At 71.5% G+C, this 19,257-nt stretch carries 29 protein-coding genes and 1 pseudogene; 12 read left to right on the forward strand and 18 right to left on the reverse strand.

Annotated elements, in window-relative coordinates:
• From ACIRYZ_RS44465 to ACIRYZ_RS44500, 8 genes are all read left to right on the forward strand, one after another.
• Nucleotides 1-870: Hsp70 family protein (locus ACIRYZ_RS44465; RefSeq protein ID WP_402954770.1), on the forward strand; the 870-nt coding region annotated here is incomplete at its 5' end.
• A gap of 238 nt (nucleotides 871-1,108) precedes the next feature.
• Nucleotides 1,109-1,432 (forward strand): nucleotide exchange factor GrpE, encoded by a 324-nt coding sequence (gene grpE, locus ACIRYZ_RS44470; RefSeq protein ID WP_402954850.1) that lies wholly within the window; start codon nucleotides 1,109-1,111, stop codon nucleotides 1,430-1,432.
• 224 nt (nucleotides 1,433-1,656) lie between these two features.
• Nucleotides 1,657-2,865, forward strand: a complete 1,209-nt coding sequence (locus ACIRYZ_RS44475) for a PP2C family protein-serine/threonine phosphatase (protein ID WP_402954773.1) — start codon at nucleotides 1,657-1,659, stop codon at nucleotides 2,863-2,865.
• Nucleotides 2,866-3,219: 354 nt separating this feature from the next.
• Entirely contained in the window at nucleotides 3,220-4,194 is a 975-nt protein-coding gene (locus tag ACIRYZ_RS44480; protein WP_402954776.1) for a metal ABC transporter solute-binding protein, Zn/Mn family, read from the forward strand.
• Complete coding sequence (locus ACIRYZ_RS44485) at nucleotides 4,191-5,090, forward strand: metal ABC transporter ATP-binding protein (RefSeq protein WP_402954779.1); 900 nt, start codon at nucleotides 4,191-4,193, stop codon at nucleotides 5,088-5,090. Before ACIRYZ_RS44480 ends, ACIRYZ_RS44485 begins: the two co-directional genes overlap by 4 nt.
• Nucleotides 5,074-5,988 (forward strand): metal ABC transporter permease, encoded by a 915-nt coding sequence (locus tag ACIRYZ_RS44490; protein ID WP_402954782.1) that lies wholly within the window; start codon nucleotides 5,074-5,076, stop codon nucleotides 5,986-5,988. The genes ACIRYZ_RS44485 and ACIRYZ_RS44490 overlap by 17 nt, the downstream gene beginning before the upstream one ends.
• The gene (locus ACIRYZ_RS44495) at nucleotides 5,985-6,824 is read left to right on the forward strand and encodes a metal ABC transporter permease (protein WP_402954785.1); all 840 of its coding nucleotides are present in this window, start codon (nucleotides 5,985-5,987) and stop codon (nucleotides 6,822-6,824) included. Before ACIRYZ_RS44490 ends, ACIRYZ_RS44495 begins: the two co-directional genes overlap by 4 nt.
• Nucleotides 6,825-6,845: 21 nt before the next feature.
• Entirely contained in the window at nucleotides 6,846-7,322 is a 477-nt protein-coding gene (locus ACIRYZ_RS44500) for a Fur family transcriptional regulator (protein ID WP_402954787.1), read from the forward strand.
• Nucleotides 7,323-8,331: 1,009 nt separating this feature from the next.
• Here the strand turns inward: ACIRYZ_RS44500 and ACIRYZ_RS44505 are convergent.
• Entirely contained in the window at nucleotides 8,332-8,637 is a 306-nt protein-coding gene (locus ACIRYZ_RS44505) for a tyrosine-type recombinase/integrase (protein ID WP_402954790.1), read from the reverse strand.
• 47 nt (nucleotides 8,638-8,684) lie between these two features.
• Here ACIRYZ_RS44505 and ACIRYZ_RS44510 point away from each other — a divergent pair, with 47 nt between their 5' ends.
• On the forward strand, nucleotides 8,685-9,113 hold the full coding sequence (locus tag ACIRYZ_RS44510; protein ID WP_402954853.1) for a transposase: 429 nt from the start codon (nucleotides 8,685-8,687) through the stop codon (nucleotides 9,111-9,113).
• A gap of 30 nt (nucleotides 9,114-9,143) precedes the next feature.
• Here the strand turns inward: ACIRYZ_RS44510 and ACIRYZ_RS44515 are convergent.
• The 5 genes and pseudogenes from ACIRYZ_RS44515 to ACIRYZ_RS44535 form a co-directional block, all read right to left on the reverse strand.
• Nucleotides 9,144-9,440 (reverse strand): annotated as a pseudogene (locus ACIRYZ_RS44515) (integrase core domain-containing protein); the annotation flags it as partial.
• 125 nt (nucleotides 9,441-9,565) lie between these two features.
• The gene (locus ACIRYZ_RS44520) at nucleotides 9,566-9,904 is read right to left on the reverse strand and encodes a hypothetical protein (RefSeq protein WP_402954793.1); all 339 of its coding nucleotides are present in this window, start codon (nucleotides 9,902-9,904) and stop codon (nucleotides 9,566-9,568) included.
• A 43-nt stretch (nucleotides 9,905-9,947) separates the two neighbouring features.
• On the reverse strand, nucleotides 9,948-10,181 hold the full coding sequence (locus tag ACIRYZ_RS44525) for a DUF6296 family protein (RefSeq protein ID WP_402954796.1): 234 nt from the start codon (nucleotides 10,179-10,181) through the stop codon (nucleotides 9,948-9,950).
• Nucleotides 10,182-10,191: 10 nt separating this feature from the next.
• The gene (locus ACIRYZ_RS44530) at nucleotides 10,192-10,611 is read right to left on the reverse strand and encodes an STAS domain-containing protein (RefSeq protein WP_402954799.1); all 420 of its coding nucleotides are present in this window, start codon (nucleotides 10,609-10,611) and stop codon (nucleotides 10,192-10,194) included.
• Nucleotides 10,612-10,791: 180 nt separating this feature from the next.
• The gene (locus ACIRYZ_RS44535; RefSeq protein WP_402954802.1) at nucleotides 10,792-11,142 is read right to left on the reverse strand and encodes a helix-turn-helix transcriptional regulator; all 351 of its coding nucleotides are present in this window, start codon (nucleotides 11,140-11,142) and stop codon (nucleotides 10,792-10,794) included.
• Nucleotides 11,143-11,408: 266 nt separating this feature from the next.
• Here ACIRYZ_RS44535 and ACIRYZ_RS44540 point away from each other — a divergent pair, with 266 nt between their 5' ends.
• Nucleotides 11,409-11,762 (forward strand): hypothetical protein, encoded by a 354-nt coding sequence (locus tag ACIRYZ_RS44540; protein WP_402954805.1) that lies wholly within the window; start codon nucleotides 11,409-11,411, stop codon nucleotides 11,760-11,762.
• Nucleotides 11,763-12,260: 498 nt separating this feature from the next.
• Here the strand turns inward: ACIRYZ_RS44540 and ACIRYZ_RS44545 are convergent, their stop codons facing one another.
• The 12 genes from ACIRYZ_RS44545 to ACIRYZ_RS44600 all read right to left on the reverse strand — a co-directional run bounded on the left by ACIRYZ_RS44545 (nucleotide 12,261) and on the right by ACIRYZ_RS44600 (nucleotide 18,183).
• Nucleotides 12,261-13,061, reverse strand: a complete 801-nt coding sequence (locus ACIRYZ_RS44545; RefSeq protein WP_402954808.1) for a hypothetical protein — start codon at nucleotides 13,059-13,061, stop codon at nucleotides 12,261-12,263.
• Nucleotides 13,062-13,502: 441 nt separating this feature from the next.
• Nucleotides 13,503-13,847, reverse strand: coding sequence for a sodium:proton antiporter (locus ACIRYZ_RS44550; protein WP_402954811.1), 345 nt, complete (start codon nucleotides 13,845-13,847; stop codon nucleotides 13,503-13,505).
• On the reverse strand, nucleotides 13,844-14,590 hold the full coding sequence (locus ACIRYZ_RS44555) for an MnhB domain-containing protein (RefSeq protein ID WP_402954814.1): 747 nt from the start codon (nucleotides 14,588-14,590) through the stop codon (nucleotides 13,844-13,846). Before ACIRYZ_RS44555 ends, ACIRYZ_RS44550 begins: the two co-directional genes overlap by 4 nt.
• The gene (locus tag ACIRYZ_RS44560; protein ID WP_402954817.1) at nucleotides 14,587-14,886 is read right to left on the reverse strand and encodes a Na(+)/H(+) antiporter subunit B; all 300 of its coding nucleotides are present in this window, start codon (nucleotides 14,884-14,886) and stop codon (nucleotides 14,587-14,589) included. The genes ACIRYZ_RS44555 and ACIRYZ_RS44560 overlap by 4 nt, the downstream gene beginning before the upstream one ends.
• Entirely contained in the window at nucleotides 14,883-15,179 is a 297-nt protein-coding gene (locus ACIRYZ_RS44565) for a monovalent cation/H(+) antiporter subunit G (protein ID WP_402954820.1), read from the reverse strand. Before ACIRYZ_RS44565 ends, ACIRYZ_RS44560 begins: the two co-directional genes overlap by 4 nt.
• Nucleotides 15,176-15,313, reverse strand: coding sequence for a monovalent cation/H+ antiporter complex subunit F (locus ACIRYZ_RS44570; protein WP_402954823.1), 138 nt, complete (start codon nucleotides 15,311-15,313; stop codon nucleotides 15,176-15,178). Before ACIRYZ_RS44570 ends, ACIRYZ_RS44565 begins: the two co-directional genes overlap by 4 nt.
• A 116-nt stretch (nucleotides 15,314-15,429) precedes the next feature.
• Complete coding sequence (locus ACIRYZ_RS44575; protein WP_402954826.1) at nucleotides 15,430-15,876, reverse strand: hypothetical protein; 447 nt, start codon at nucleotides 15,874-15,876, stop codon at nucleotides 15,430-15,432.
• A gap of 163 nt (nucleotides 15,877-16,039) precedes the next feature.
• Nucleotides 16,040-16,234, reverse strand: coding sequence for a hypothetical protein (locus tag ACIRYZ_RS44580; protein WP_402954829.1), 195 nt, complete (start codon nucleotides 16,232-16,234; stop codon nucleotides 16,040-16,042).
• Between the two features lie 114 nt (nucleotides 16,235-16,348).
• Nucleotides 16,349-16,522 carry a CsbD family protein gene (locus ACIRYZ_RS44585; protein ID WP_402954832.1) on the reverse strand — a complete coding sequence of 58 codons (174 nt, stop codon included), beginning with the start codon at nucleotides 16,520-16,522 and terminating at the stop codon, nucleotides 16,349-16,351.
• 93 nt (nucleotides 16,523-16,615) lie between these two features.
• Nucleotides 16,616-17,074, reverse strand: coding sequence for a hypothetical protein (locus tag ACIRYZ_RS44590; protein WP_402954835.1), 459 nt, complete (start codon nucleotides 17,072-17,074; stop codon nucleotides 16,616-16,618).
• A 2-nt stretch (nucleotides 17,075-17,076) separates the two neighbouring features.
• Nucleotides 17,077-17,562, reverse strand: coding sequence for an SDR family NAD(P)-dependent oxidoreductase (locus tag ACIRYZ_RS44595; protein ID WP_402954838.1), 486 nt, complete (start codon nucleotides 17,560-17,562; stop codon nucleotides 17,077-17,079).
• Between the two features lie 69 nt (nucleotides 17,563-17,631).
• Nucleotides 17,632-18,183, reverse strand: a complete 552-nt coding sequence (locus tag ACIRYZ_RS44600; RefSeq protein WP_402954841.1) for a DUF6328 family protein — start codon at nucleotides 18,181-18,183, stop codon at nucleotides 17,632-17,634.
• Between the two features lie 275 nt (nucleotides 18,184-18,458).
• Here ACIRYZ_RS44600 and ACIRYZ_RS44605 point away from each other — a divergent pair, with 275 nt between their 5' ends.
• Nucleotides 18,459-18,845 carry an STAS domain-containing protein gene (locus tag ACIRYZ_RS44605; protein WP_402954844.1) on the forward strand — a complete coding sequence of 129 codons (387 nt, stop codon included), beginning with the start codon at nucleotides 18,459-18,461 and terminating at the stop codon, nucleotides 18,843-18,845.
• Between the two features lie 11 nt (nucleotides 18,846-18,856).
• Nucleotides 18,857-19,257 (forward strand): ATP-binding protein (locus ACIRYZ_RS44610; RefSeq protein ID WP_402954847.1); only part of this gene is annotated, 401 nt, incomplete at its 3' end.

The raw sequence follows: 19,257 nt of genomic DNA on the forward strand, positions 1-19,257 counted from the left end.
GTGAAGAAGCTCACCGGCAAGGACCCGCACAAGGGCGTCAACCCGGACGAGGTCGTCGCCGTCGGCGCCTCGCTCCAGGCCGGTGTCCTCAAGGGCGAGGTCAAGGACGTCCTGCTGCTGGACGTCACCCCGCTGTCGCTGGGCATCGAGACCAAGGGCGGCATCATGACCAAGCTCATCGAGCGCAACACCACGATCCCGACCCGGCGCTCGGAGGTCTTCACCACCGCCGAGGACAACCAGCCCTCGGTCGCCGTGCAGGTGTACCAGGGCGAGCGGGAGATTGCCGCCTACAACAAGAAGCTCGGCATGTTCGAGCTCACCGGCATCGCCCCGGCCCCGCGCGGCCTGCCGCAGATCGAGGTCACCTTCGACATCGACGCCAACGGCATCATGCACGTCGGCGCGAAGGACCTCGGCACCGGCAAGGAGCAGAAGATGACCGTCACCGGCGGCTCCGCCCTGCCCAAGGACGACATCGACCGCATGATCCGGGAAGCCGAGCAGCACGCCGAGGAGGACCGCCGCCGCAAGGAAGCCGCCGAGACCCGCAACCAGGGCGAGCAACTCGCCTACACCACCGAGAAGTTCCTCACGGACAACCAGGACAAGGTCCCGGCCGACGTGAAGAGCGAGGTGGAAACCGCCCTGGCGGAACTCAAGGAGAAGCTCAAGGGCGAGGACACCGCGGCGATCCGTGCGGCGAGCGAGAAGGTCGCCCAGGTCAGCCAGAAGCTCGGCCAGGCCATCTACGCCCAGAACGCCCCCGGTACACCAGGCGGCGGCGCGGCTGGCCCGCAAGGCTCGGAAGGGGAGGTCATGGACGCCGAGATCGTGGACGAGGACGAGCGCAAGGGAGGCACCGCATGACCACCCATCCAGGCCGAACAAGAACACCGAAGAACAGCGCCCGCCGGTCGTCATCCACGACAAGCAGCACATCGACCCCGACACCCTGCAACTCCGGCCCGCCGCCGAGGAGCACTCCGCCAAGCCCAGCAGGCAGCAGGGCGCCACCGGCCCCGCCGGCGCCCTGCTCGATGGCGGCGCCGCACCCTCGGCCAGCCAAGCCCCCGCAGGAGCCGGCGGCGAGTCGCTTTGCGCCGCGCTGGCCGAGCGGACTCAAGACCTGCAGCGGGTGAAGGCCGAGTACGACAACTTCCGCCGGCGCGTCCAGCGCGAACGCCTCGCCATCCACGCCAGTGCGGTGGCCGAGGTGCTCCGCATGCTCCTGCCGATCCTCGACACCATCGACCGGGCCCGGGCCCACGAGGACACCGCGGCAGCCTTCGACACCGTCGCCAGAAGCATCGAGGACCAGCTGGCCGCACTCGGGGTACAGCAGTTCGGCACCGAGGGCGAACCCTTCGACCCGCCCACCCACCAGCAGAGCCCCAGCTCCTCCGTGTCCGAGCACGCCGGCTCGACATAGAACGTACGGCCTGGGCCACACCTCCGTACGGGCCTGCACGTCAGCCTCCCGGGCGAGGTCGAGTCGGATCGTGAGCCGGCGATGCGGGCGTCAGTGACAGGCCGTGGTGGCGTCGATCTGCAGGGCGGCCAGTGTCGTCGTCATGGCCCGCACCCAGCGTGATCGTGCCTGACGTGAGAGCGGCCGGGATCGGTGTGAGACTGGGGACGGAAGGGGTGATCCCCGTGTCGGACCCACCGCACGCGTCCGCCGGTCCCGACACCGCCGTCGACGAGAATCGGCTGGAAGAGCTGATCATCGAGGCGCAGACGGCCTTGCCGGTCGAACTGCCCGCCCTGGCGAGCCGGTGCGCCGCGGCCCTCGGCCTGGACACCGCGCTGATCTACCTCGTCGACCTGCAACAACGGCTGCTCATCCCGCTCGACGAGGCCTTGGAGCCGCTGCCGGTGGACCGCTCGGCGGCCGGCTGGGCGTACCGCAGGGTCTCCCCGCAGGTGGCAGCCGACGGCGGCGGCGTGATCGTCTGCATGCCGCTGGTCGACGGTGCGGAGCGGCTGGGCGTGCTGGCGGTGCGGACCGCCGCGCTCGATGGGGTGCGGATGCGCCGCAGCCGGATGCTGGCCCATCTGTTCGCCATGCTGATCACCTCCAAGCGCACCTACAGCGACTGGCTCGCCGGCCTCACCCGCACCGCGACCATGGGGTTGCCCGCCGAGATGCTGCGGGCCTTCCTGCCACCTCGCACCATCGGCAGCAGCAGGTGCGTCTCGACCGCGGTCCTGGAACCGGCGTACGACGTCGCCGGCGACGCCTTCGACCACTCGGTGATCAAGAACGTGCTGCACACCATGATCCTCGACTCCATGGGTCACGATCTGACCGCCGGCCTGACCACGTCGGTCGCCATGGCGGCGGCGCGCAACGCCCGCCGCGCCGGCGGCGCCACGGCCGACATCGTCGGCTCCGTCGACCAGGCGCTCGCCCACTGGCTGCCCGACCACTTCTGCACCGGCGTGCTGTGCAAGCTCGACGCGGAGACCGGGGTGCTGCACTGGATCAACTGCGGTCACCCACCGCCGCTGCTGATCCGCGCCGACCGGGTGCTCCACGGAGCGCTGGACAGCCCCCCGCAGCCCCCGATCGGCCTGGCCGGCCAACTCGCCCCGGCCGCCCGGCAGGTCCACGAGGCGACCCTGGAACCGGGCGACCGCGTCCTGCTCTACACCGACGGCGTCGTGGAGGCACGCGACACGGAAGGCGCGGAGTTCGGCCTCGACCAGTTCACCGACTTCATCATCCGCTCCTCCGCCGCCGGCCAGCGCCCGGCCGAGGTGCTGCGGCTGCTCATCCACGCCATCCTCGACCACCAGCACAACCACCTGCGGGACGACGCGACGATCCTGCTCTTCGAATGGCACCCGCAGCACCGGTGACGCGGTACTGCGCCGAGCGGTCCGGCGAGCGCTTGCGAGCCCTGACCATGGGAAACCGGGTCGGCGGGTCAACTTACTGTCAAACGCTGAGCAAGCTCTCGGCAACGCCGTCACTGCGCAGCCGGCACCTCCCGACAGTCGCGGGATCCATGGCTGAGGATCCCCGCCACCTGGATGGTTCGGCCAGATCGATCGCTCCTCCCTGCCCGGGCGCAGTCAAGGTTTGGCAATGATTTCCATTGTGCCTAAGATGCCCGTGGTTTTGAAAACCGTTTCCATCTAGGGTGGCGGTGTCCAACGGAGCCGGACCCTGTCAGGAGGCGGGGCCGGCAGGTTTCGAGGAGTAGCCCCGTCATGCGTGCCACCCCGTCCAGATCGGCCAGCCGTACCCTCCGTGTCGCGCTCGGCGTGACCGTCGTCGCCGCGCTCGCCACGGCCACCGCCTGCTCGACCTCCTCCCCGGCGAAGACCGCCCCGGCCGATGCGAGCAGCGCCGGCGGCGGGAGTTCGAAGGTGATTCAGGTGGTCGCGGCGGAGAACTTCTGGGGCTCCATCGCCACCCAGCTCGGCGGTGACCACGTGAAGGTCAGCAGCGTCATCACCAACCCGGACACCGACCCGCACTCCTACGAGCCGACCGCCGCCGACGGGCGCACCGTCGCGGGGGCCGAGTACGTGATCAGCAACGGGATCGGGTACGACGCCTGGTCCGACAAGCTGCTGGCGGCCAACCCCGCCTCCGGCCGCACCGCGCTGAAGGTCGGCGACCTGCTGGGGAAGAAGGAGGGCGACAACCCGCACCAGTGGTACTCGGCGGAGAGCGTCACGAAGGTGATCGACCGGATCACGGCCGACTACAAGAAGATAGACCCGGCCGACGCGGCCTACTTCGACAGCCGGAAGCAGACGTTCACCACTCAGACGCTGGCCAAGTACAACCAGCTGGAAGCCGACATCAAGGCCAAGTACGCGGACACCCCGATCGGTGCCTCGGAGTCGATCGTGACCCCGCTCGCGGAGAGCGTCGGCCTGAAGATGCTGACGCCGGAGACGTTCCTGGACGCGGAGAGCGAGGGCACCGACCCGACCGCCGCAGACAAGGCCGCCATCGACCAGCAGATCTCCGGCAAGCAGATCAAGATCTACGTCTACAACACCCAGAACTCCAACCCCGACGTGGTCGCCCAGGTCAACGCGGCCAAGGCGCAGGGGATCCCGGTCGCCCAGGTCACCGAGACCCTCGCCCCGGCGAACGCGACCTTCCAGGACTGGCAGACCCAGCAGCTGCAGGGCCTCGCCGACGCACTGAAGCAGGCGACAAGTAAGTGAGCATCCACCCGGCCGAAGAGGTCCGTACGGAGATGGTGCGCACCGGGCCCGGCGCGGAGCCGGTGGTGTCACTGCGTGGCGCGGCCGTGCGCGTGGGCGGGCGGACCCTGTGGTCGGGTGTCGATCTGACCGTAGGGGCCGGGGAGTTCACCGCCGTCCTCGGCCCCAACGGGGTCGGCAAGTCCACCCTCGTCAAGATCCTGCTCGGCGTCCTTCCGGCGGCGGCCGGCGAGGTCCGGGTGCTCGGCGCCGCGCCCGGCGAGCGCAACGCGGAGGTGGGGTACCTGCCGCAGCGGCGCAGCTTCGACGCGAGCGTACGCATCCGTGGGGTGGATGTGGTGCGGCTGGGCCTGGACGGGGATCAGTGGGGGATCCCCGTCCCGGGCCTGGGCCGGGCCAAGCGCCGGGCCGCCCGGGAGCGGGTCGATCAGGTCATCGAACTGGTCGGAGCGAACAAGTACGCGCACCGGCCGATCGGGCAGTGCTCGGGCGGTGAGCAGCAGCGGCTGCTGATCGCCCAGGCGCTGATACGGCGCCCGCAACTCCTGCTGCTGGACGAGCCGCTGGACAGCCTGGACCTGACCAACCAGGCCGCAATCGCCTGCCTGCTGGGCAAGATCTGCCACCTGGAGGGGGTGTCGGTGGTGATGGTCGCCCATGACGTGAACCCGATCCTCCACCACCTGGACCGGGTGGTGTACATCGCCGAGGGCGGCGCCGTCTGCGGTACCCCGGCCGAGGTGATCACCTCCGCGACGCTGACCCGCCTGTACCGCACGCCGGTTGAGGTGCTGCGCACCTCCGACGGGCGGCTGGTGGTCGTCGGCCAGCCGGAGGCCCCGGCCGTTCACACCGACCGGCACGAGAGCGGGGGCGGCCGTGCTGCTGGCGTCTGACGCGGCCTCGCCGGTCTTCACCTGGAACCTGATCGCCGATCTCCAGGACATGTGGTCCTACGACTTCATGGTGAACGCCTTCCGGGCCGGCCTGGTCGTGGCCGTGGTGTGCGCGGTGGTGGGCTGGTTCATGGTGCTGCGTCGGCAGACCTTCGCCGGACACACCCTCTCGGTCGCGGCCTTTCCCGGCGCGTCCCTGGCGGTCCTGCTCGGCTTCTCCACCTCGCTCGGCTACTTCGGGTTCTGCGTCGCCGCGGCCCTGGTGATAGCGGCTCTCACCCGCGGTGGGCGGGACGGCGGCGCCGAGGAGTCGGCCGTCACGGGTACGGTGCAGGCCTTCGTGCTGGCCTGCGGATACCTGTTCATCAGCCTCTACAAGGGCCTGCTGGAGGGGCCGACGGCGCTGCTGTTCGGCAGCTTCCTGGGCATCACCACCGGCCAGGTCGTGACCCTCGCGGTGGTCGGCGCCGTGGTGCTGGCCGTGCTGGCAGTGATCGGACGGCCGCTGCTGTTCTCCTCCGTCGACCCGGAGGTGGCCGCCGGACTCGGGGTGCCGGTGCGGCTGCTGGGCACGCTGTTCCTGGTGCTGCTGGGCGCGGCGACCGCCGAGGCGAGCCAGATCACCGGCACGCTGCTGGTGTTCGCCCTGATGGTGATACCGCCCGCGACCGCCCAGCAGCTCACCGCCCGGCCCGGACTGAGCCTGCTGCTGTCCGTGGCCATCGGGCTGACGGCGTGCTGGGCGGGACTGGTCGCCGCCTACTACCAGCCGTACCCGCTGGGCTTCTTCGTCACCGGCTTCGCCTTCGCCGGATTCGTCCTCGCCCATCTGCTGCGCTTCGCCCGCGAGGCGCTCGGCCGGGCCCGCACCCCGCTCACGCTCGGAGGTGCCGCATGAGCACGGTCATCACCCAGGACTTCTTCCAACACGCCGTGCTGGCCGGGACGTTCATCGCACTGGCCTGCGGGCTGGTGGGCTACTTCCTGGTGCTGCGCGCGCAGATCTTCACCGGCGACGCGCTCAGCCACGTGGCGTTCACCGGCGCGATGGCCGCCCTGGCCGGAGGCTACGACCTGCGGCTCGGCCTGTTCGCCGCGACCATCGGCGTCGGGCTGCTGATCGGCGGGCTCGGCCGGCGCGGCCGTGCGGACGACGTGGTGATCGGCAGCGTCTTCGCCTGGATCCTCGGCCTCGGCGCGTTCTTCCTGACCGTCTACACCACCTCCCGCAGCGGCGCCCAGGGCGGCGCCGGGACGAGCGTGCTGTTCGGCTCGATCTTCGGCCTGCACGGCAGCCAGACGACGGTGGCCGTCGCCATCGCGGGAGCGATCTGCGTGACCACGCTGCTGATCGCCAGACCGCTGCTCTTCGCCACGCTCGACGAGGCCGTGGCCGCGGCTCGCGGTGTACCGGTACGACTGCTGGGCTTCGGCTTCCTCGCCCTGGTCGGCGCGACCGCCGGCGAGGCCACCCAGGCCGTCGGCTCGCTGCTGCTGCTCGGCCTGCTCGCGGCCCCGGCGGGCGCGGCGATCCGGCTCACCGACCGGCCGTTCCGGGCGCTGGCGCTGTCCGCCGCGCTCGCGGTCGCGGAGATGTGGGGCGGGCTGCTGCTCAGCGCCGCCGCGCCGAAGCTGCCGCCGAGCTTCGCGATCATGGCCGTCGCCAGTGCCGTTTATGCGGCCACCTTCCTGGCTCGCCCGGCGGCCCGCACCGCCCGCCCGGCGGTGGGCTGACGGCGTGGAACGGGGGAGAGAATGAGCGACACGAAGCCGAACGCCGTGGTCGCCGCCGACCGGCCCGGCGGTAGGCCCGCGCGTCCGGTCGACGGGGATGTCGAACTGCTCGGACGGCCCACGCCGCGCCGCGCCGAGGTGTTGCGGGCGCTGGCCGCGTCCGAGGAGTTCGTCAGCGCCCAGGTGCTCTGCGCCCGACTGGTGCAGGCCGGTTCGCGGGTGGGCCTGAGCACCGTCTACCGCACCCTGAGCGCACTCGCGCAGGTCGGCCGCGCCGACATGGTGCGCGATGCCAACGGCGAGCGGCTGTTCCGCTACCGGCCCGGCCCCGACCACCGGCACTACCTGATCTGTCGGAGCTGCGGGCTCAGCCTGCCGGTCGACTCCACGGCCGTCGAGGCCTGGGCCGAGCACATCGCCGCGATATCCGGCTTCGACCAGGTCCACCACACCGTCGAGCTGGCGGGCCTGTGTCCCGACTGCCGTACTACCGGCTGACCGGCGGCCCACCCCGATCAACTTCCCTCCGAGGAAGGCATTCGCCATGCCCAGACCCGCCTCACCGCGCCTCGTCGCCCTGTCGAGCGTCCTGAAGAACCAGGCCAGCGAACTGCTCTCACTGGCCGATGACGACATCGTCATGATCCTCCCCCAGCCTTCGGCCGGGGGGACCCCCATGCTCGACCGCACCCTGCGGATCTCACTGGCGGCCTCGCTCGTCCAGGCAGCCGCCTACGCGACCTTCGTCCCGCTGCTCGCCGAACTGACCAGCGACCCGGTCCGCACCGGCCGGGCCTGGCTGTGGGTCGGCCTGCTCGCCGTCCTGGTCGCGGTCGAAGCGACCCTCCGGGCGCGCGAGACGGCCTTCACCTACGACTACTGGCACCTCGTCACCCAGGCCACCCGCCTTCGTCTCGGCGCCAAGCTGCGCGCCATGCCACAGCAGGAACTCGCCCGCCGGGCGGCCGGCGATCTCACCTCGGTCGTCGGCTCCAACGCCACCGCCGCCGCCGGCGCGATCTCCTCGCTCTCCACGCTCTTCATCCAACTCGTCGCCGTCAGATCCTCGTCCTCGACGCCGGCCGCATCACCCAGCGCGGCACCCACACCGACCGCGACGGCCGCTACGCACGCATGTGGCAGGCGCAGTTGGCAGCGCGGGTGTGGCATCTTGGCAGGTCGGGGCCGGAGAGCACGGCGCGCCCTTGAAGAATCACGGCGCAGCGGCCACTCGGCCCGACCCGGCGATCCCTCGCATTTCGGTCCGGCACCACCGGTCCGGCTCGACGACCTGGCAGGCCAGGCGCGTTCGCGGGGTTGGTCAGACCCTCGGATGTGGCGCCCTGGTGCCGGTTCCCAACAGCGGTACCCTCCCGGGCTGGGCAGCACAGGATTTGCTTGGCCTCCTCCAGCCGGACGCCGAGGGAGAGAAACCCGACCACACTCGCATCAGCGGCTCGGAAGCGGCCGATCAGCAGCCAGGCATGAAGGTCTGACGCCGGACTGCTCACGCTGCCTTACCGAAGCGGTGACCGACAGGGGAACCGGCCTGGCCGGCCATGTCGGCGTCCGCCCGGTCGAGTGCGGCGGCCAGGGCGACGACGGCGTCGTCGGCGGAGTCCTTGAGGAGGTGGTCGTAGAGATCGACGGTGATGGCGAGATTGGAGTGGCGCAGGGTCTTGGAGACGACGGCGAGGGGAATGCCGGCGGCGATCATGATGCTGGCGGCGGTGTGGCGCAGGTCGTGCAGACCGATCTTCGGCAGGTCGAGTTCGGCGGTGCGTTTGCGGAGCTGGTCGACCCTGTTGCCCATTCGGCTGATCTTGGGTTGTCGGGGTGGTTTGGGAGTCAGGCTTGCTGGTGCGGCCGGTCGTCTTCCGTTCCCCGGTCGTGGAGGTGGGAGCGATCGTGTCGATGGAGCCGCAGCCGTGGCCGGAGCCGGCGCCCGAGGTCGTGCGAGCGGTGCGGGCGAAGAACTACGGTCGTAAGGTCCCGTTGCCGGTGGCGGTGCGTGACCGGCTGGGGGAACTGTTCCCGGACGAGTATGGGGAGGCGTTCGGGAAGACCGGGCCGGCGGGTTGGCCGCCGGGCCGTCTCGCGCTGGCAACGGTGTTCCAGCTCGCGGAGGACCTGACGGATCGGCAGGCCGCGGACGCGGTGCGGGACAGGTTGTCGTGGATGTACGCGCTGGGCCTGGACCTGGCCGACACCGGCTTCGACCACACCGTGCTCACCCAGTTCCGCGACCGGGTGCTTGCGCACGGCCTGGAGGAGAAGGTCCTGGGCTGAGCCTTCCCCCGGGACATGGACACCGGAGTTTCATGCGGCGAGGGTGATCCTACGGGACGCCGCTGTCTGCTGTTCGAAGTGGAACGGACTGAGGTAGCCGAGTGTGGAGTGGCGCCTTCGGACGTTGTAGAAGGAGATCCATCGGAACACCTCCAGCCTCACCTGAGAACGACTGGTCCAGCGCGCTCCGTGCATCAACTCCCGCTTCAGCGAGGCGAAGAAGCTCTCGGCGGCAGCGTTGTCGTAGCTTGAACCGACCTTTCCCATGCTCCGCCGGATGCCGTGGCGTCGGCAGAGGCTCGCGAACTCGGCCGATCCGTATTGGGCGGTTTCAACTGATCGTCGCAACACCTCGATCGAGGAGGATGTTGTCGTGCTGACCTGACCAGAGAACCGCACGTCAAGTACCACTGTTACTGAACTTGAATTCGTGATGTCGGTGTCGGCTGGGGTCATTCGTTCATGTCCGGGCCGGACTGAGCGAGGCAGCCGTCGATCAGGTTCGGGCGGTACTGGATCTTCTTGAGGCGGGTCCGGACGGCCTTGGCCAGGTGGTCGACGTTGGCGGCCGCGAGGTTGCCGATGCCGCGTTTGACCAGGGCCCAGACGCCTTCCTGCGGCTTGCGGCCGGGTGCATAGGAGGGCAGCTGGAAGACGGTCAGCCAGTCCTGGTTCGCGGCGATGAACTCCTTCATCGGCGACGTCAGGTGCGTGGAAAGGATGCCCCTATGGTCCGTCAAACCGCCGAAGAAGTGACTGGACTCGCAGAAGGCGGCGTTGACCATGCTCATGGCGGGAGGCTTATCGGGGGCCCAGCGCACCGTTTGATGGGTGCTAGGGCAGGGGCTGGGCGTGCAGGCAGGTGTGCCGGCCGGGCTCGGCCGGTTCTCTGAGGGGCCGGGCGACATCCCCGGTGATCTCCACCTGGAACGTGCCGGCCGTGTCCGCGTACACCGGCGCCCCGTCGGCTGTCGCCGTGCCGGTGGCGTGGACGATGACGACCTCCAACGGGCTGTGTCGGCCGGGCCCGCCCGGCAGGGTCACCGCGTATCGCGAAGGGGTGTCCATGGCGGCATCCTCACTCTGGGCGGCGGCCGGCGGCGGCCGCTAGGGCGGCGCGGACGCTGGTGTGGATGGAGAAGACCTCGTCGGCGCCGGTGATCTCCAGCACCCGCCTGGTTTGGGGCGGCGGAGCGGCCAGCATTATCTCCACGCCCGCGGCCTTGGCGTCCAGGCGTGCGGTGAGCAGGGCGTTGAGGCACACGGAGTAGAAGAAGGCCAGGCCGGACAGGTCGATGATCAGCCCGGGCGGGCGGTCCGCGAGTGCCTTCGCGAGGACGTCATCGAGCGTGCCACGGTCGTCCTGGTCGACCTCTCCGTCGAGGTGGACGATCACCGCCGTCCCGGAGGCCGTGGTGGTGGTGATCCGCAGGCGCGGTGTGACGATTCGCAGGTCATCGGGGTGGTCCGGCCAGGCGGATCCGGGTGGTCTGTGCATGGAACTCACCGCCCTCTCAGGCGGGCAGGATTACGGGCGGGAACAGCCGGCGCACGGAGCAGGGCGCCCAGATGCCGGTGCTGTGGCCTGCGGGACCTCGACGCGTTCAGGCGCCCAGTTCCGCGGCTGTCCGCAGCTAGGGCACGGTGCGGCGCTGCGCTGGAGGGGGCGCGGGCGGGCTCATGGGCGCTCGTCATGATGATCACCGTTGGGAGTCGCGGGTCCGGAATCGGCATCGGGGTCGGCGAACAGGGCCAGCAGGCCGGCGATCTCGTGGCGGGCCTCGGCAGGGTGGCGGAAATGGGTGCCGCGCGCGACGCGATAGTGGTTGCGGCGCCCATGTCGGGTGTGGGTCAGGTAGCCGGCGTTCTCCAGATCGGTGACGATCGCCTGCACCGCCCGCTCGGTCAGTCCGCACACCGCGGCGAGATCCCGCAGGCGCGCTTCCGCGTCACGCGAGACCATCAACAGCACGCGGGCGTGGTGCGTCAGGAACGTCCAGCTCGTACGTGGCTCCCGCTCATCCCACATACCACAAGTATGAACCCGAATTCCGGTTTCTCTATGCCTGATCTCCGGTTCCGTCGTGAGCGTGCGGTCTTCCCGAGTCTCAGCGCTGGAGCGCTGTCATTGGGCTGGGGGACGCAGAGTAGTCGGGCAGGCGGAACCCGCTACTTCAACAAACGCGACCTCTCCAGACGATCGACCTGGACAAACGGGTCGGAGGTCCGGTGCACCCAGTCGCGTCGGATCCAGTGAGCCGGTAGGCACGCTCACCCACCTCGCATCGGACCCGCGTGCAGGCGGTGTCGCTCGACGCGGAGGCGACTGTCGAGGTACTGCTGGTCCTCACCGCCGAGCCGACCGGCGAGGCGGTCCGTCGGCGTGTGGTCGGCCGCTGGCCGGACGAGGCGGGTGCGGGCCAGTGTTCACCGGATCGGCGACACCGCATCGCTGCGGACCATCGGGTGGCCCTGGTCAGCAGAGTGCTGCGGCCGGACCGCGGCTTGGCGTGGCTGGCACAAGCCGCTCTGGACAGCAGCGTCGACCGGGCGCAGCTGCCCGGCGACGTGGTTCGGTTGCTGGCCGAGGAACTGCGCGCCGGGCGGGAGGCGGTGGCTGCTGCGAACAATGGGCATTTTCCAGCCTGAAGTCGCTGTTCAGCGGGGTGGCGTGGCGTCGGCAAGGGAGGCTCGTGTCGGCTGAGTGCGTGATCACACCGTGGTGATCATCCGTCAGCGACTGACCTCGGCGTTCGTCAGCATGAACAGTGTCCGCAGGAGCTTGGTGGCGTCTCGGGCGTTCAGGCGGACCTTGGTGAGGATGCGCCACGCCTTGAGGCCGGCGAAGCCGTGCCGTGAGCCGCGCGCTCGTGGCTGACGAGCCGCCTTCAGCCTGGTGTGGGTGCCGACGTTCGTCCTGGCTGGCGCGCGGCTGATCGCCCGCTGGAGCGGATTCCGGCGGTGACCGGTCGTGGTACCGCAGGCCGGGTCCGAGGCGAGGTCACCCGGGGGCGGCGGCTGCCGAGCGGCGGGGGGCGCCGGTCCGGTCCGGCGCCGTTTACTCGCATGGGCCGCCTCCTCGGGCTCGGCCGGATTCCGTCCGGTGTCCTGCGGCTACCCGGGCGGGTGTGCAGGAAACGGGTGCACTCAGAGCTGCGTCGTCACCGCGACCAGCAGCGCGGCCAGGCCCACGGCCAGCCAGGCCACGTAGTCGCCGAGCAACCCGGAGTGGAGGCGGCGCAGCGGCAGCACCGTCGCCCGGTACAGCCCGCCGGTGCCGCGTCGGGGGTCGCGGCGGACGGCCGCGGTCGCGAAGCCGGCGGCCAGCAGGGCGGAGAGCAGACCCAGCCCGGTGCCGGATGCCGTCCACCAGGCGTCCGGTGCGGCAGCGGCGGAGGGCGGGCCGGGCCGGTCGAGGACGTCGCGGAGGTAGCCGGTCCGGTCGATGAAGGCCGCCGCGCCGGACGCCAGCGCCCGTCCGACCCCCGGTAGGACACCGACGGCCAGGCAGCCGGTTAGCAGCAGCCCCGGCACGACGAGCATCGGCGCGGGCAGTCGGCGGCCCGGTTCGCGGATCTCCGGTTCCTCGCCCTCGCCGGTGGTCGCGGCCACCTCCGGGTGTTCGGAGGGCGGGGCGCCGACTCCGCCGAAGACCCGCAGGCCCGCGCGCAGCACCGCGCCGCCGGTGAGCGCGGAGACCAGCACGAACACGATCGGCAGCCAGGCGAGTTCACGTCCGGCGGCCTCCTCGGTGACGGCCTTGCCGAGTCCGGTGCCGAACGGTGGCAGCCCGGCCAGGGCGAGGCCACCGAGGACGAACAACGCGCCGGACAGCTTGAGTTTGAGGGCTCGACCGTGCAGTCCGTGTTCGTCCACGGAGCCGTAGCGGTCGAGTAGCACACCGGTGAGGCCGAACAGGGCGGCCTTGGCGCCTGCGTGGCCGGCCACGTACACCGCGGGCGTCGAAGAGGTCCCCGGTGAGCGCGAATCCGCACATCCCGGCCTCGAACAGCAGCAGCAGCGCGGGGAACATCCCGCCGCGCTCGCCGGAAGGTTCGTCGAAGTACCGCCAGGCGTAGCACAGCACGGCCAGGAGCAGGACGGCGGTGAGCAGGGCGAGGCCGCTGCCGAGCCGGTCGGCGACCAGGACGATGCCCACACCGTGGCCGCCGGTCGGCACCCAGCCGCCCAGCCAGGACACCGTCCGCCCGTCCGGGCCGGTCCGGGCCCACAGCAGGCAGAGGCAGGCCACGTCGGCGGCGGCCCAGACGGTGGCGAGTGCGTCGCGGCCCAGGCGCGGCAGCCACCGGCCGGCCACTGCCAGGACGGCTGCACCCAGCAGCGGGATGGCGACGGCGAGCGGGAGGAGGTCGGAGACGTTCAGGCCTGTCACCCCCGCAGCCCGGTCAGTTCCTCCGGGTCCACCGTGCCGTGCCGCTTGCGCAGTTGAATCACCAGGGAGAGGAGCAGCGCGGTGACGGTCGCGCCGACCACGATGTCGGTCAGCGCGAGCGCCTGGACCACCGGGTCGACCACCGGGGCGTCGATCGGCAGGTCGGAGTACACGGGGGCGGTGGCGCCGCTGCGGTAGCCGATCGCGAGCAGCAGGACGTACGTCGAGGACTGTGCGACGGCCAGGCAGCCGATGGCCTGCACCAGGTTGCGGCTGGTGACGAGGCCGTACAGGCCGGCGAGCAAGATCCAGCCGGCCACCAGGTAGGGGAAGACGTTCAACGGTCTCTCCTCGGGGTCCGGGGGACGACCTCGACCGTCTGGTCCAGGAAGTGCGCCAGCAGTACCACCACGCCGGAGGCGACCTCCACGCCGACGGCGGCGTTGATCACGGCGACCAGCCCGCTGGAGGACAGCTGGTTGAAGGTGCCGAGCGGCAGGGTGTTGGCGAGGTAGCCGGCGCCCTCGGCGAGGCCGATCAGCCCGAGCGCGGCGTAGGCCCCGGCGGCCAGGGCGTCCGCCACGTCCAGTGCGGCGAGCGGGCGGATCCGTTTGAGCACCAGGTAGTCGGCGGCGACGTAGGCCAGGTGCAGGGCGGTGGCGAGCGCCACACCGCCCTGGAAGCCGCCGCCGGGGCTCAACTGGCCGTGGGCGACCAGGTATCCGCCGGTCAGCAGGGTGACCGGCAGCAGGGTCGCGCCGAACAGCCGGGTGCTGGGCAGGACTGGTTCGGCGGCGGCGCGGCGCTTGCGCTCGTCCCGGGCCAGGCGCAGCAGCATGCCCGCGCCGAGCACCGAGCCGAACAGGATCGACTCCTCGCCGAGGGTGTCGAAGGCCCGCTGGTCGAAGTTGACCGAGGAGATGATGTTGGCCGTGTGCTGGGCCAGTCCGGCCGCCACCGCTCGCTCGCCGGAGGGATGTTGGACGCCACCGAAGGCAGGTAGTTCGGTCGCGGCGGAGATCAGGGCGGCGGCGAGGACGGCGGCGGCGGTGAGGAAGAGCCGCAGCCGGGCGGTGCGGCTCACTCGGCTCGGTCCGGGCGGTCGGCTCGGGCGCCGCTGCCCGCTGCCAACTCGTCGGAGTGCTCCTCGCGGCGAACCCGGCGGACGGTCAGCAGGATGAGCAGCGGGGTGATCGCGCTGCCCACGCCGAGCTGGGAGAGCGCGACGTCCGGGGCCTGGAGGACAGTGAACAGCAGCGCGAGGCAGAGTCCGAGCAGGGCGAGGACGGCGGCCTGCCGGACCGGGTCACGGGTGAGCGCGGCGGCGGTCGCGGTGACGGCGGTGAGCAGCAGCGCGAGCACGAGCAGGCCGTTGTTCACCGCGTGGCCTCCCGTTCGGCGTGCACCGTGGTCCGGGCGACGGCCATGGTGGTGACGGTGCCGCCGGCGGCCAGTAGTAGGCCGATCACCAGCAGTTTGGCGGCTGCCCGGCCCGGTCCGGTGTCCAGCGCGAGGGCGAGGGCGACCAGGGGCGCGCCCAGGGCGGCGGCGGGGGAGAGGGCGTGCAGTCGCAGGTACGGGCCGGGCAGCACGACGAGGGCGAGGGCGGCGAGCAGTAAGGCGGTGGTGCCCGCGCACAGCAGGACCAGCGCGACGTCGTGGCGGCCCGTCACCGCTGCCTCCCGGCCAGGAGGCGGGTGAACACCAGCGTCCCGGCGGGCGCGAGCACGGCGAGGTCCAGCGCCAGGTCGGTGTACGAGGTGCGGCTGAATCCCTGGGCGAGCAGCAGCAGGACCACGGACGTCACCGTCGCGGCGAGGTTGAGCGCGGCCAGCCGCTGCTGCGGTGTGCCGCGCAGCCCGAGCAGCAGGCTGGGGCCGACCCCGCCGGCGGTGAGGAGGGCGGCCGCCAGAAGTCAGGCGTTCACCGGGCGTCTCCGGTCAACGCCCGCTCCAGCGCGGAGACTTCACCGCCGAGCGCGTGCACGGTCAGGCTGCCGTCCACGGCGTCCACGGCGATCGCGCCCGGAGTCGCGGACAGCAGCGCTGCGGCCCAGGCCGGTCCGGCGCCGGGGGCGAGCCGGACGGTGCGGAACCCGCACCTGCGGTGCCGCGGCGAGAGTACGGCGAGCGCGAGCCGACCGGCGTCGGCCAGCAGGGTCCACGGGAACGCCCAGAGCGCTTGCGCGAGTCGGGCCGCTCCACCGGTGGCAGCCCCCGAAGCGCGCCGCACCGCGACGGCACCGACCGCGCCGAGGAGCGCGACGCCGCCGCCGACCGCCACCTCCAGCGGTGTCACCGAGCTGATCAGCACGGTGTTCAGTAACAGCAACACCCCCCACCAGAGCAGGAGTTCGACCGCCGTCCGCATCGCACCACCCTCGTGACAGGTCCTTGGGGCGCCCGCCGCCGTGGCGGGCGCCCCAGGTCTACCGTCCGGTCGACGGGCACGTGCCGCGCGCAACGCCGCCGGACGCGCGATCGCCGTACCGGACCACCCGTTCGCCGGACGGAGGAGCCGAAACCTCCGATGATCAGCCCGGCCGGTTAGGCTGTGCGGGCTCCGGCTCCCGGGCCGGCTCGGTCGCCTCCTGCGGCTCCCGCATGTGGGCCGTCTCCGTGGCGTCGCACTCCGGACCGTCCTGCGGCCTCTCCTCCTCCTCCTCCTCCGGCACGGGTGGCGGTCCGCCCTCACCGGTCATTCGGGACTCCGGTGTCTCGACCGGCACCGGCGGGTCCTTCGGAACGGGCTTTCCGGGTCGCTCATCGCGTCCACCTCATGGGGGCGGCTGGTCAGGGCCGGAAGCACGCACCTTGATCGCGCTGTCCTGTTCGCTCGTGGTTCAGTCCTTCCCAGCGTCCTTGACCTTCTCGGCGGCCTGCTTCAGGTCGCTCTTGACCTGCTTGCCGCGGCCCTCGGCCTCGACGACCCGGTCGCCCATGGCCTTGCCGGCGGCCTCCTTGGCCTTGCCGTGAGCCTTCTCCGCCGCGTTGCGCAGCTTCTCCTCGGTACCCATGGCGGGAACTCCTCTCGTGACGGGGACGATGTCCGTCCTGCGCCGCGCCTGCCCAGGACCGCTGGTTTCACACCATGTCGCGGGCACTGCCGCTCACCGCCCCCGGGCGAGCGCGCGGGCCGCGGCCCCGAGGAGCACCGCCCCGCCGGTGGCGAGCAGGCCGTGGTGCTGGGAGGCCCGCAGCTGGGTGCTGTGCTCGTGGGCCTCGTCGTCGAAGCGGCCGTGGGCGCCGAGGTCCCGGGTGGCGTCGCCCGGTGCCCAGAGGCTGGCCCGGTCCTGCACGCGGTGCGGCCCGTCGTCCTGCTGGGCGTCGATCCCGGCGCGGGCGAGGTAGCGGTCGAGCAGGCCGGGGGCGAGCGCGTTGGCGATCAGGGCGGCCGTGGTGCTGGCGCCCACCCAGTGCTCGCGGCGCCCGGGGTGGTCGGCGGCGTAGCGGACGGCGCGGGCGGCCAGCTCGGGCTGGTGGACGGGCGGGACGGGCCGGGCCCGGTCGCGCAGCCGGTTCAGCACCGGGTCGAACTGTGGGGTGTTGACCGCGGACAGCTGCACCATGGTCACGCGCACCCCCGAGCCGCTGGCCAGGAGTTCGCAGTGCAGCGCCTCGTGCCGGCCCTGGGGGCGTGCTTGGCGTCGCTGTAGGTGATCGCCGAGCCGATCTGCACGATCGTGCCGTGGTCGCGCGGCAGCATCCGGCGCAGCGCGGCCCGGGCGGCGTTGACGTAGCCCAGGTAGGTGACTTCGGCGACCCGGCGGAACTCGGCGGGGCTGATCTCGGTGAAGGGCGCGAACACCGAGACGAAGGCGCCGTTGACCCAGACGTCGATCGGGCCGAACTCCGCCTCGGCCCGGGCGGCTGCCGCCTCGCAGGCCTCCGGGTCGGAGACGTCCGCCAGGATCGGCGAGCCGGCCGCGTCGGCCTGTGCGAAGGCGGTGCGCAGCCCGGCCGCGCCCCGGGCGACCAGCACCAGGCGGTCGCTTCTGGCGGCGAAGGCCCGTACGCAGGCTCGGCCGACTCCCGCGGTGGCGCCGGTGATGACCACGGTGCGGGGCTTCGAACGCGGGTTGATCGTCGTGGCCGGGCGTCTTGCCGGACGGGCACCGCCGAAACGTCACGAGCCGGGGCCCGGATCGGGGTCGTCCGGTGGCTGGGCGCACTTGCCGTTGTTCCGGTGCAGGCGCCAGACGGGTAGCAGCAGCCAGCAGGACGCGAACCAGAACATGACGGCTCCGCTGATCCAACCGGAGACCGCCGATCCGGTCGCGACCCGCAGCAGGAGCAGCAGGGCCGAGCCGATGGTGAGCGCCAGCAGTACGAGGCCAGTGGCCACCAACCGGGCTGCAGCGTCGACCAGTTGGGGTTTGAGGCGGTGCCCGGCGAAGATCCGGTGGTAGGCGACCGGGGAGGTCAGCGCTCCGGTGGCGAGTGCCCCGAGGACGACCGTGGACACGTACAGTCCCCGGTCGAAGCCGCCGAGCTGGGCGAAGCGCGGCATGAAGACCACGCTCAACAGGAAGCCGAAGAGGATCTGCGAGCCGGTCTGGGCGACCCGCACCTCCTGGAGCAGGTCGCCCCAGCGCCGGTCCGCCCGCTCCTCGGGCGTCTCCCGGCGGCCGGTCCGGGGCACGGAACCGCCGTCGCGCCCGGTGTCCGGCCTCGTCATGGTCCATCGCCTCTGCCTTCTGCTTTGTCTGTGCGTGTAGCCGCACTGGGGGTGGGCAAACGCGCGGTATGGCTGACCAGCAGACGGAGTGCCTGGCCCAACCCGGGGCAGCGCCGCAGGCTCCGGTCGTCCGGGTGGTCTGCGGTGCCGCGCGGGATGATGGCCTGGACGGCCCCTGCCGTCCCGGTCGGACCGGGAGCGTGCCATGCCGCGGCCAACCGAGGAACCCCGTCCAGGCGACGGGCACAGCGGGGCCGGCGGGTCTGCGTGTCGCCGTGGCGGACGAAGGGATGGTGCGGATCGTCACCGTGGCGGGCGAGCTGGACCACGACACGGCGGACGGATTGCGTACCGCGCTCGGCTGGCCCGTGGAAGAAGGCACCGAGCGGATCGTGGTCGATCTCGCGGAGCTGTGGTTCTGCGAGTCGACGGGACTTAATCTCCTCCTGCACGCCCGCCTGGACGCCCAGACGGCCGGGATCCGGCTGGAACTCGCGGGTCTGCGACCGATCGTGGCCCAGCTGTTCGCGATCACCGGGGGGCGACAGCGTGCTGGGGAGTTCCCTCGAACTCGGATCGGCACTGAAGCTGCCGGGCCCGGCGCCGGGCTCGCGGCGTCCCTGCAGCCGCCGGTGGTGGTCCTTCGTCCGAGTCGGAATTGAGGAGGCGGGTCATGTACTGCTCCGGGGACGGCTCGCTGCCGGGCCCCGACCGGACGTCGGGGGCCGGACAGACCAGACGGCTCGCGCTCAGCGGCAGCGAGGGCCCTGTGCGGCGCAGCCGTGAGTTCAGCCGGCAGGCCCTGGAACGCTGGCACTGGCTGCCCGCCGTGGACGACCATCAGCGGGCCGTCGCCGAGGACGTCCTGCTGATGGTCTCGGAACTGGTCACCAACGCCTGCCTGCACGCCCCCGGAGGCCCCCGCGAGCTGCGGCTGAACTGGAACGGCACTCGACTGCGGGTGGAAGTCTCGGACTCCAGGACTCCGTTGGGAAATTCGCAAACCGGGCTGGGTGATCAGGCTGCCAGGTCGAGTGCGGCGAGGTGCGAGATTCGTGTCTTGCCGAGTGGTGT

It is taken from the genome of Kitasatospora sp. NPDC101155, assembly GCF_044768305.1.
Taxonomy (GTDB): domain Bacteria; phylum Actinomycetota; class Actinomycetes; order Streptomycetales; family Streptomycetaceae; genus Kitasatospora.

What these genes read in the sequence shown, in the direction of transcription:
- ACIRYZ_RS44480 (WP_402954776.1), top strand. Translation starts at nt 3,220, where the DNA reads ATGCGTGCCACCCCGTCCAGATCGGCCAGCCGTACCCTCCGTGTCGCG.
- ACIRYZ_RS44495 (WP_402954785.1), top strand. Translation starts at nt 5,985, where the DNA reads ATGAGCACGGTCATCACCCAGGACTTCTTCCAACACGCCGTGCTGGCC.
- ACIRYZ_RS44500 (WP_402954787.1), top strand. Translation starts at nt 6,846, where the DNA reads ATGAGCGACACGAAGCCGAACGCCGTGGTCGCCGCCGACCGGCCCGGC.
- ACIRYZ_RS44505 (WP_402954790.1), bottom strand. Translation starts at nt 8,637, where the DNA reads ATGGGCAACAGGGTCGACCAGCTCCGCAAACGCACCGCCGAACTCGAC.
- ACIRYZ_RS44520 (WP_402954793.1), bottom strand. Translation starts at nt 9,904, where the DNA reads ATGAGCATGGTCAACGCCGCCTTCTGCGAGTCCAGTCACTTCTTCGGC.
- ACIRYZ_RS44525 (WP_402954796.1), bottom strand. Translation starts at nt 10,181, where the DNA reads ATGGACACCCCTTCGCGATACGCGGTGACCCTGCCGGGCGGGCCCGGC.
- ACIRYZ_RS44530 (WP_402954799.1), bottom strand. Translation starts at nt 10,611, where the DNA reads ATGCACAGACCACCCGGATCCGCCTGGCCGGACCACCCCGATGACCTG.
- ACIRYZ_RS44535 (WP_402954802.1), bottom strand. Translation starts at nt 11,142, where the DNA reads ATGTGGGATGAGCGGGAGCCACGTACGAGCTGGACGTTCCTGACGCAC.
- ACIRYZ_RS44575 (WP_402954826.1), bottom strand. Translation starts at nt 15,876, where the DNA reads ATGCGGACGGCGGTCGAACTCCTGCTCTGGTGGGGGGTGTTGCTGTTA.
- ACIRYZ_RS44585 (WP_402954832.1), bottom strand. Translation starts at nt 16,522, where the DNA reads ATGGGTACCGAGGAGAAGCTGCGCAACGCGGCGGAGAAGGCTCACGGC.
- ACIRYZ_RS44590 (WP_402954835.1), bottom strand. Translation starts at nt 17,074, where the DNA reads ATGGTGCAGCTGTCCGCGGTCAACACCCCACAGTTCGACCCGGTGCTG.
- ACIRYZ_RS44600 (WP_402954841.1), bottom strand. Translation starts at nt 18,183, where the DNA reads ATGACGAGGCCGGACACCGGGCGCGACGGCGGTTCCGTGCCCCGGACC.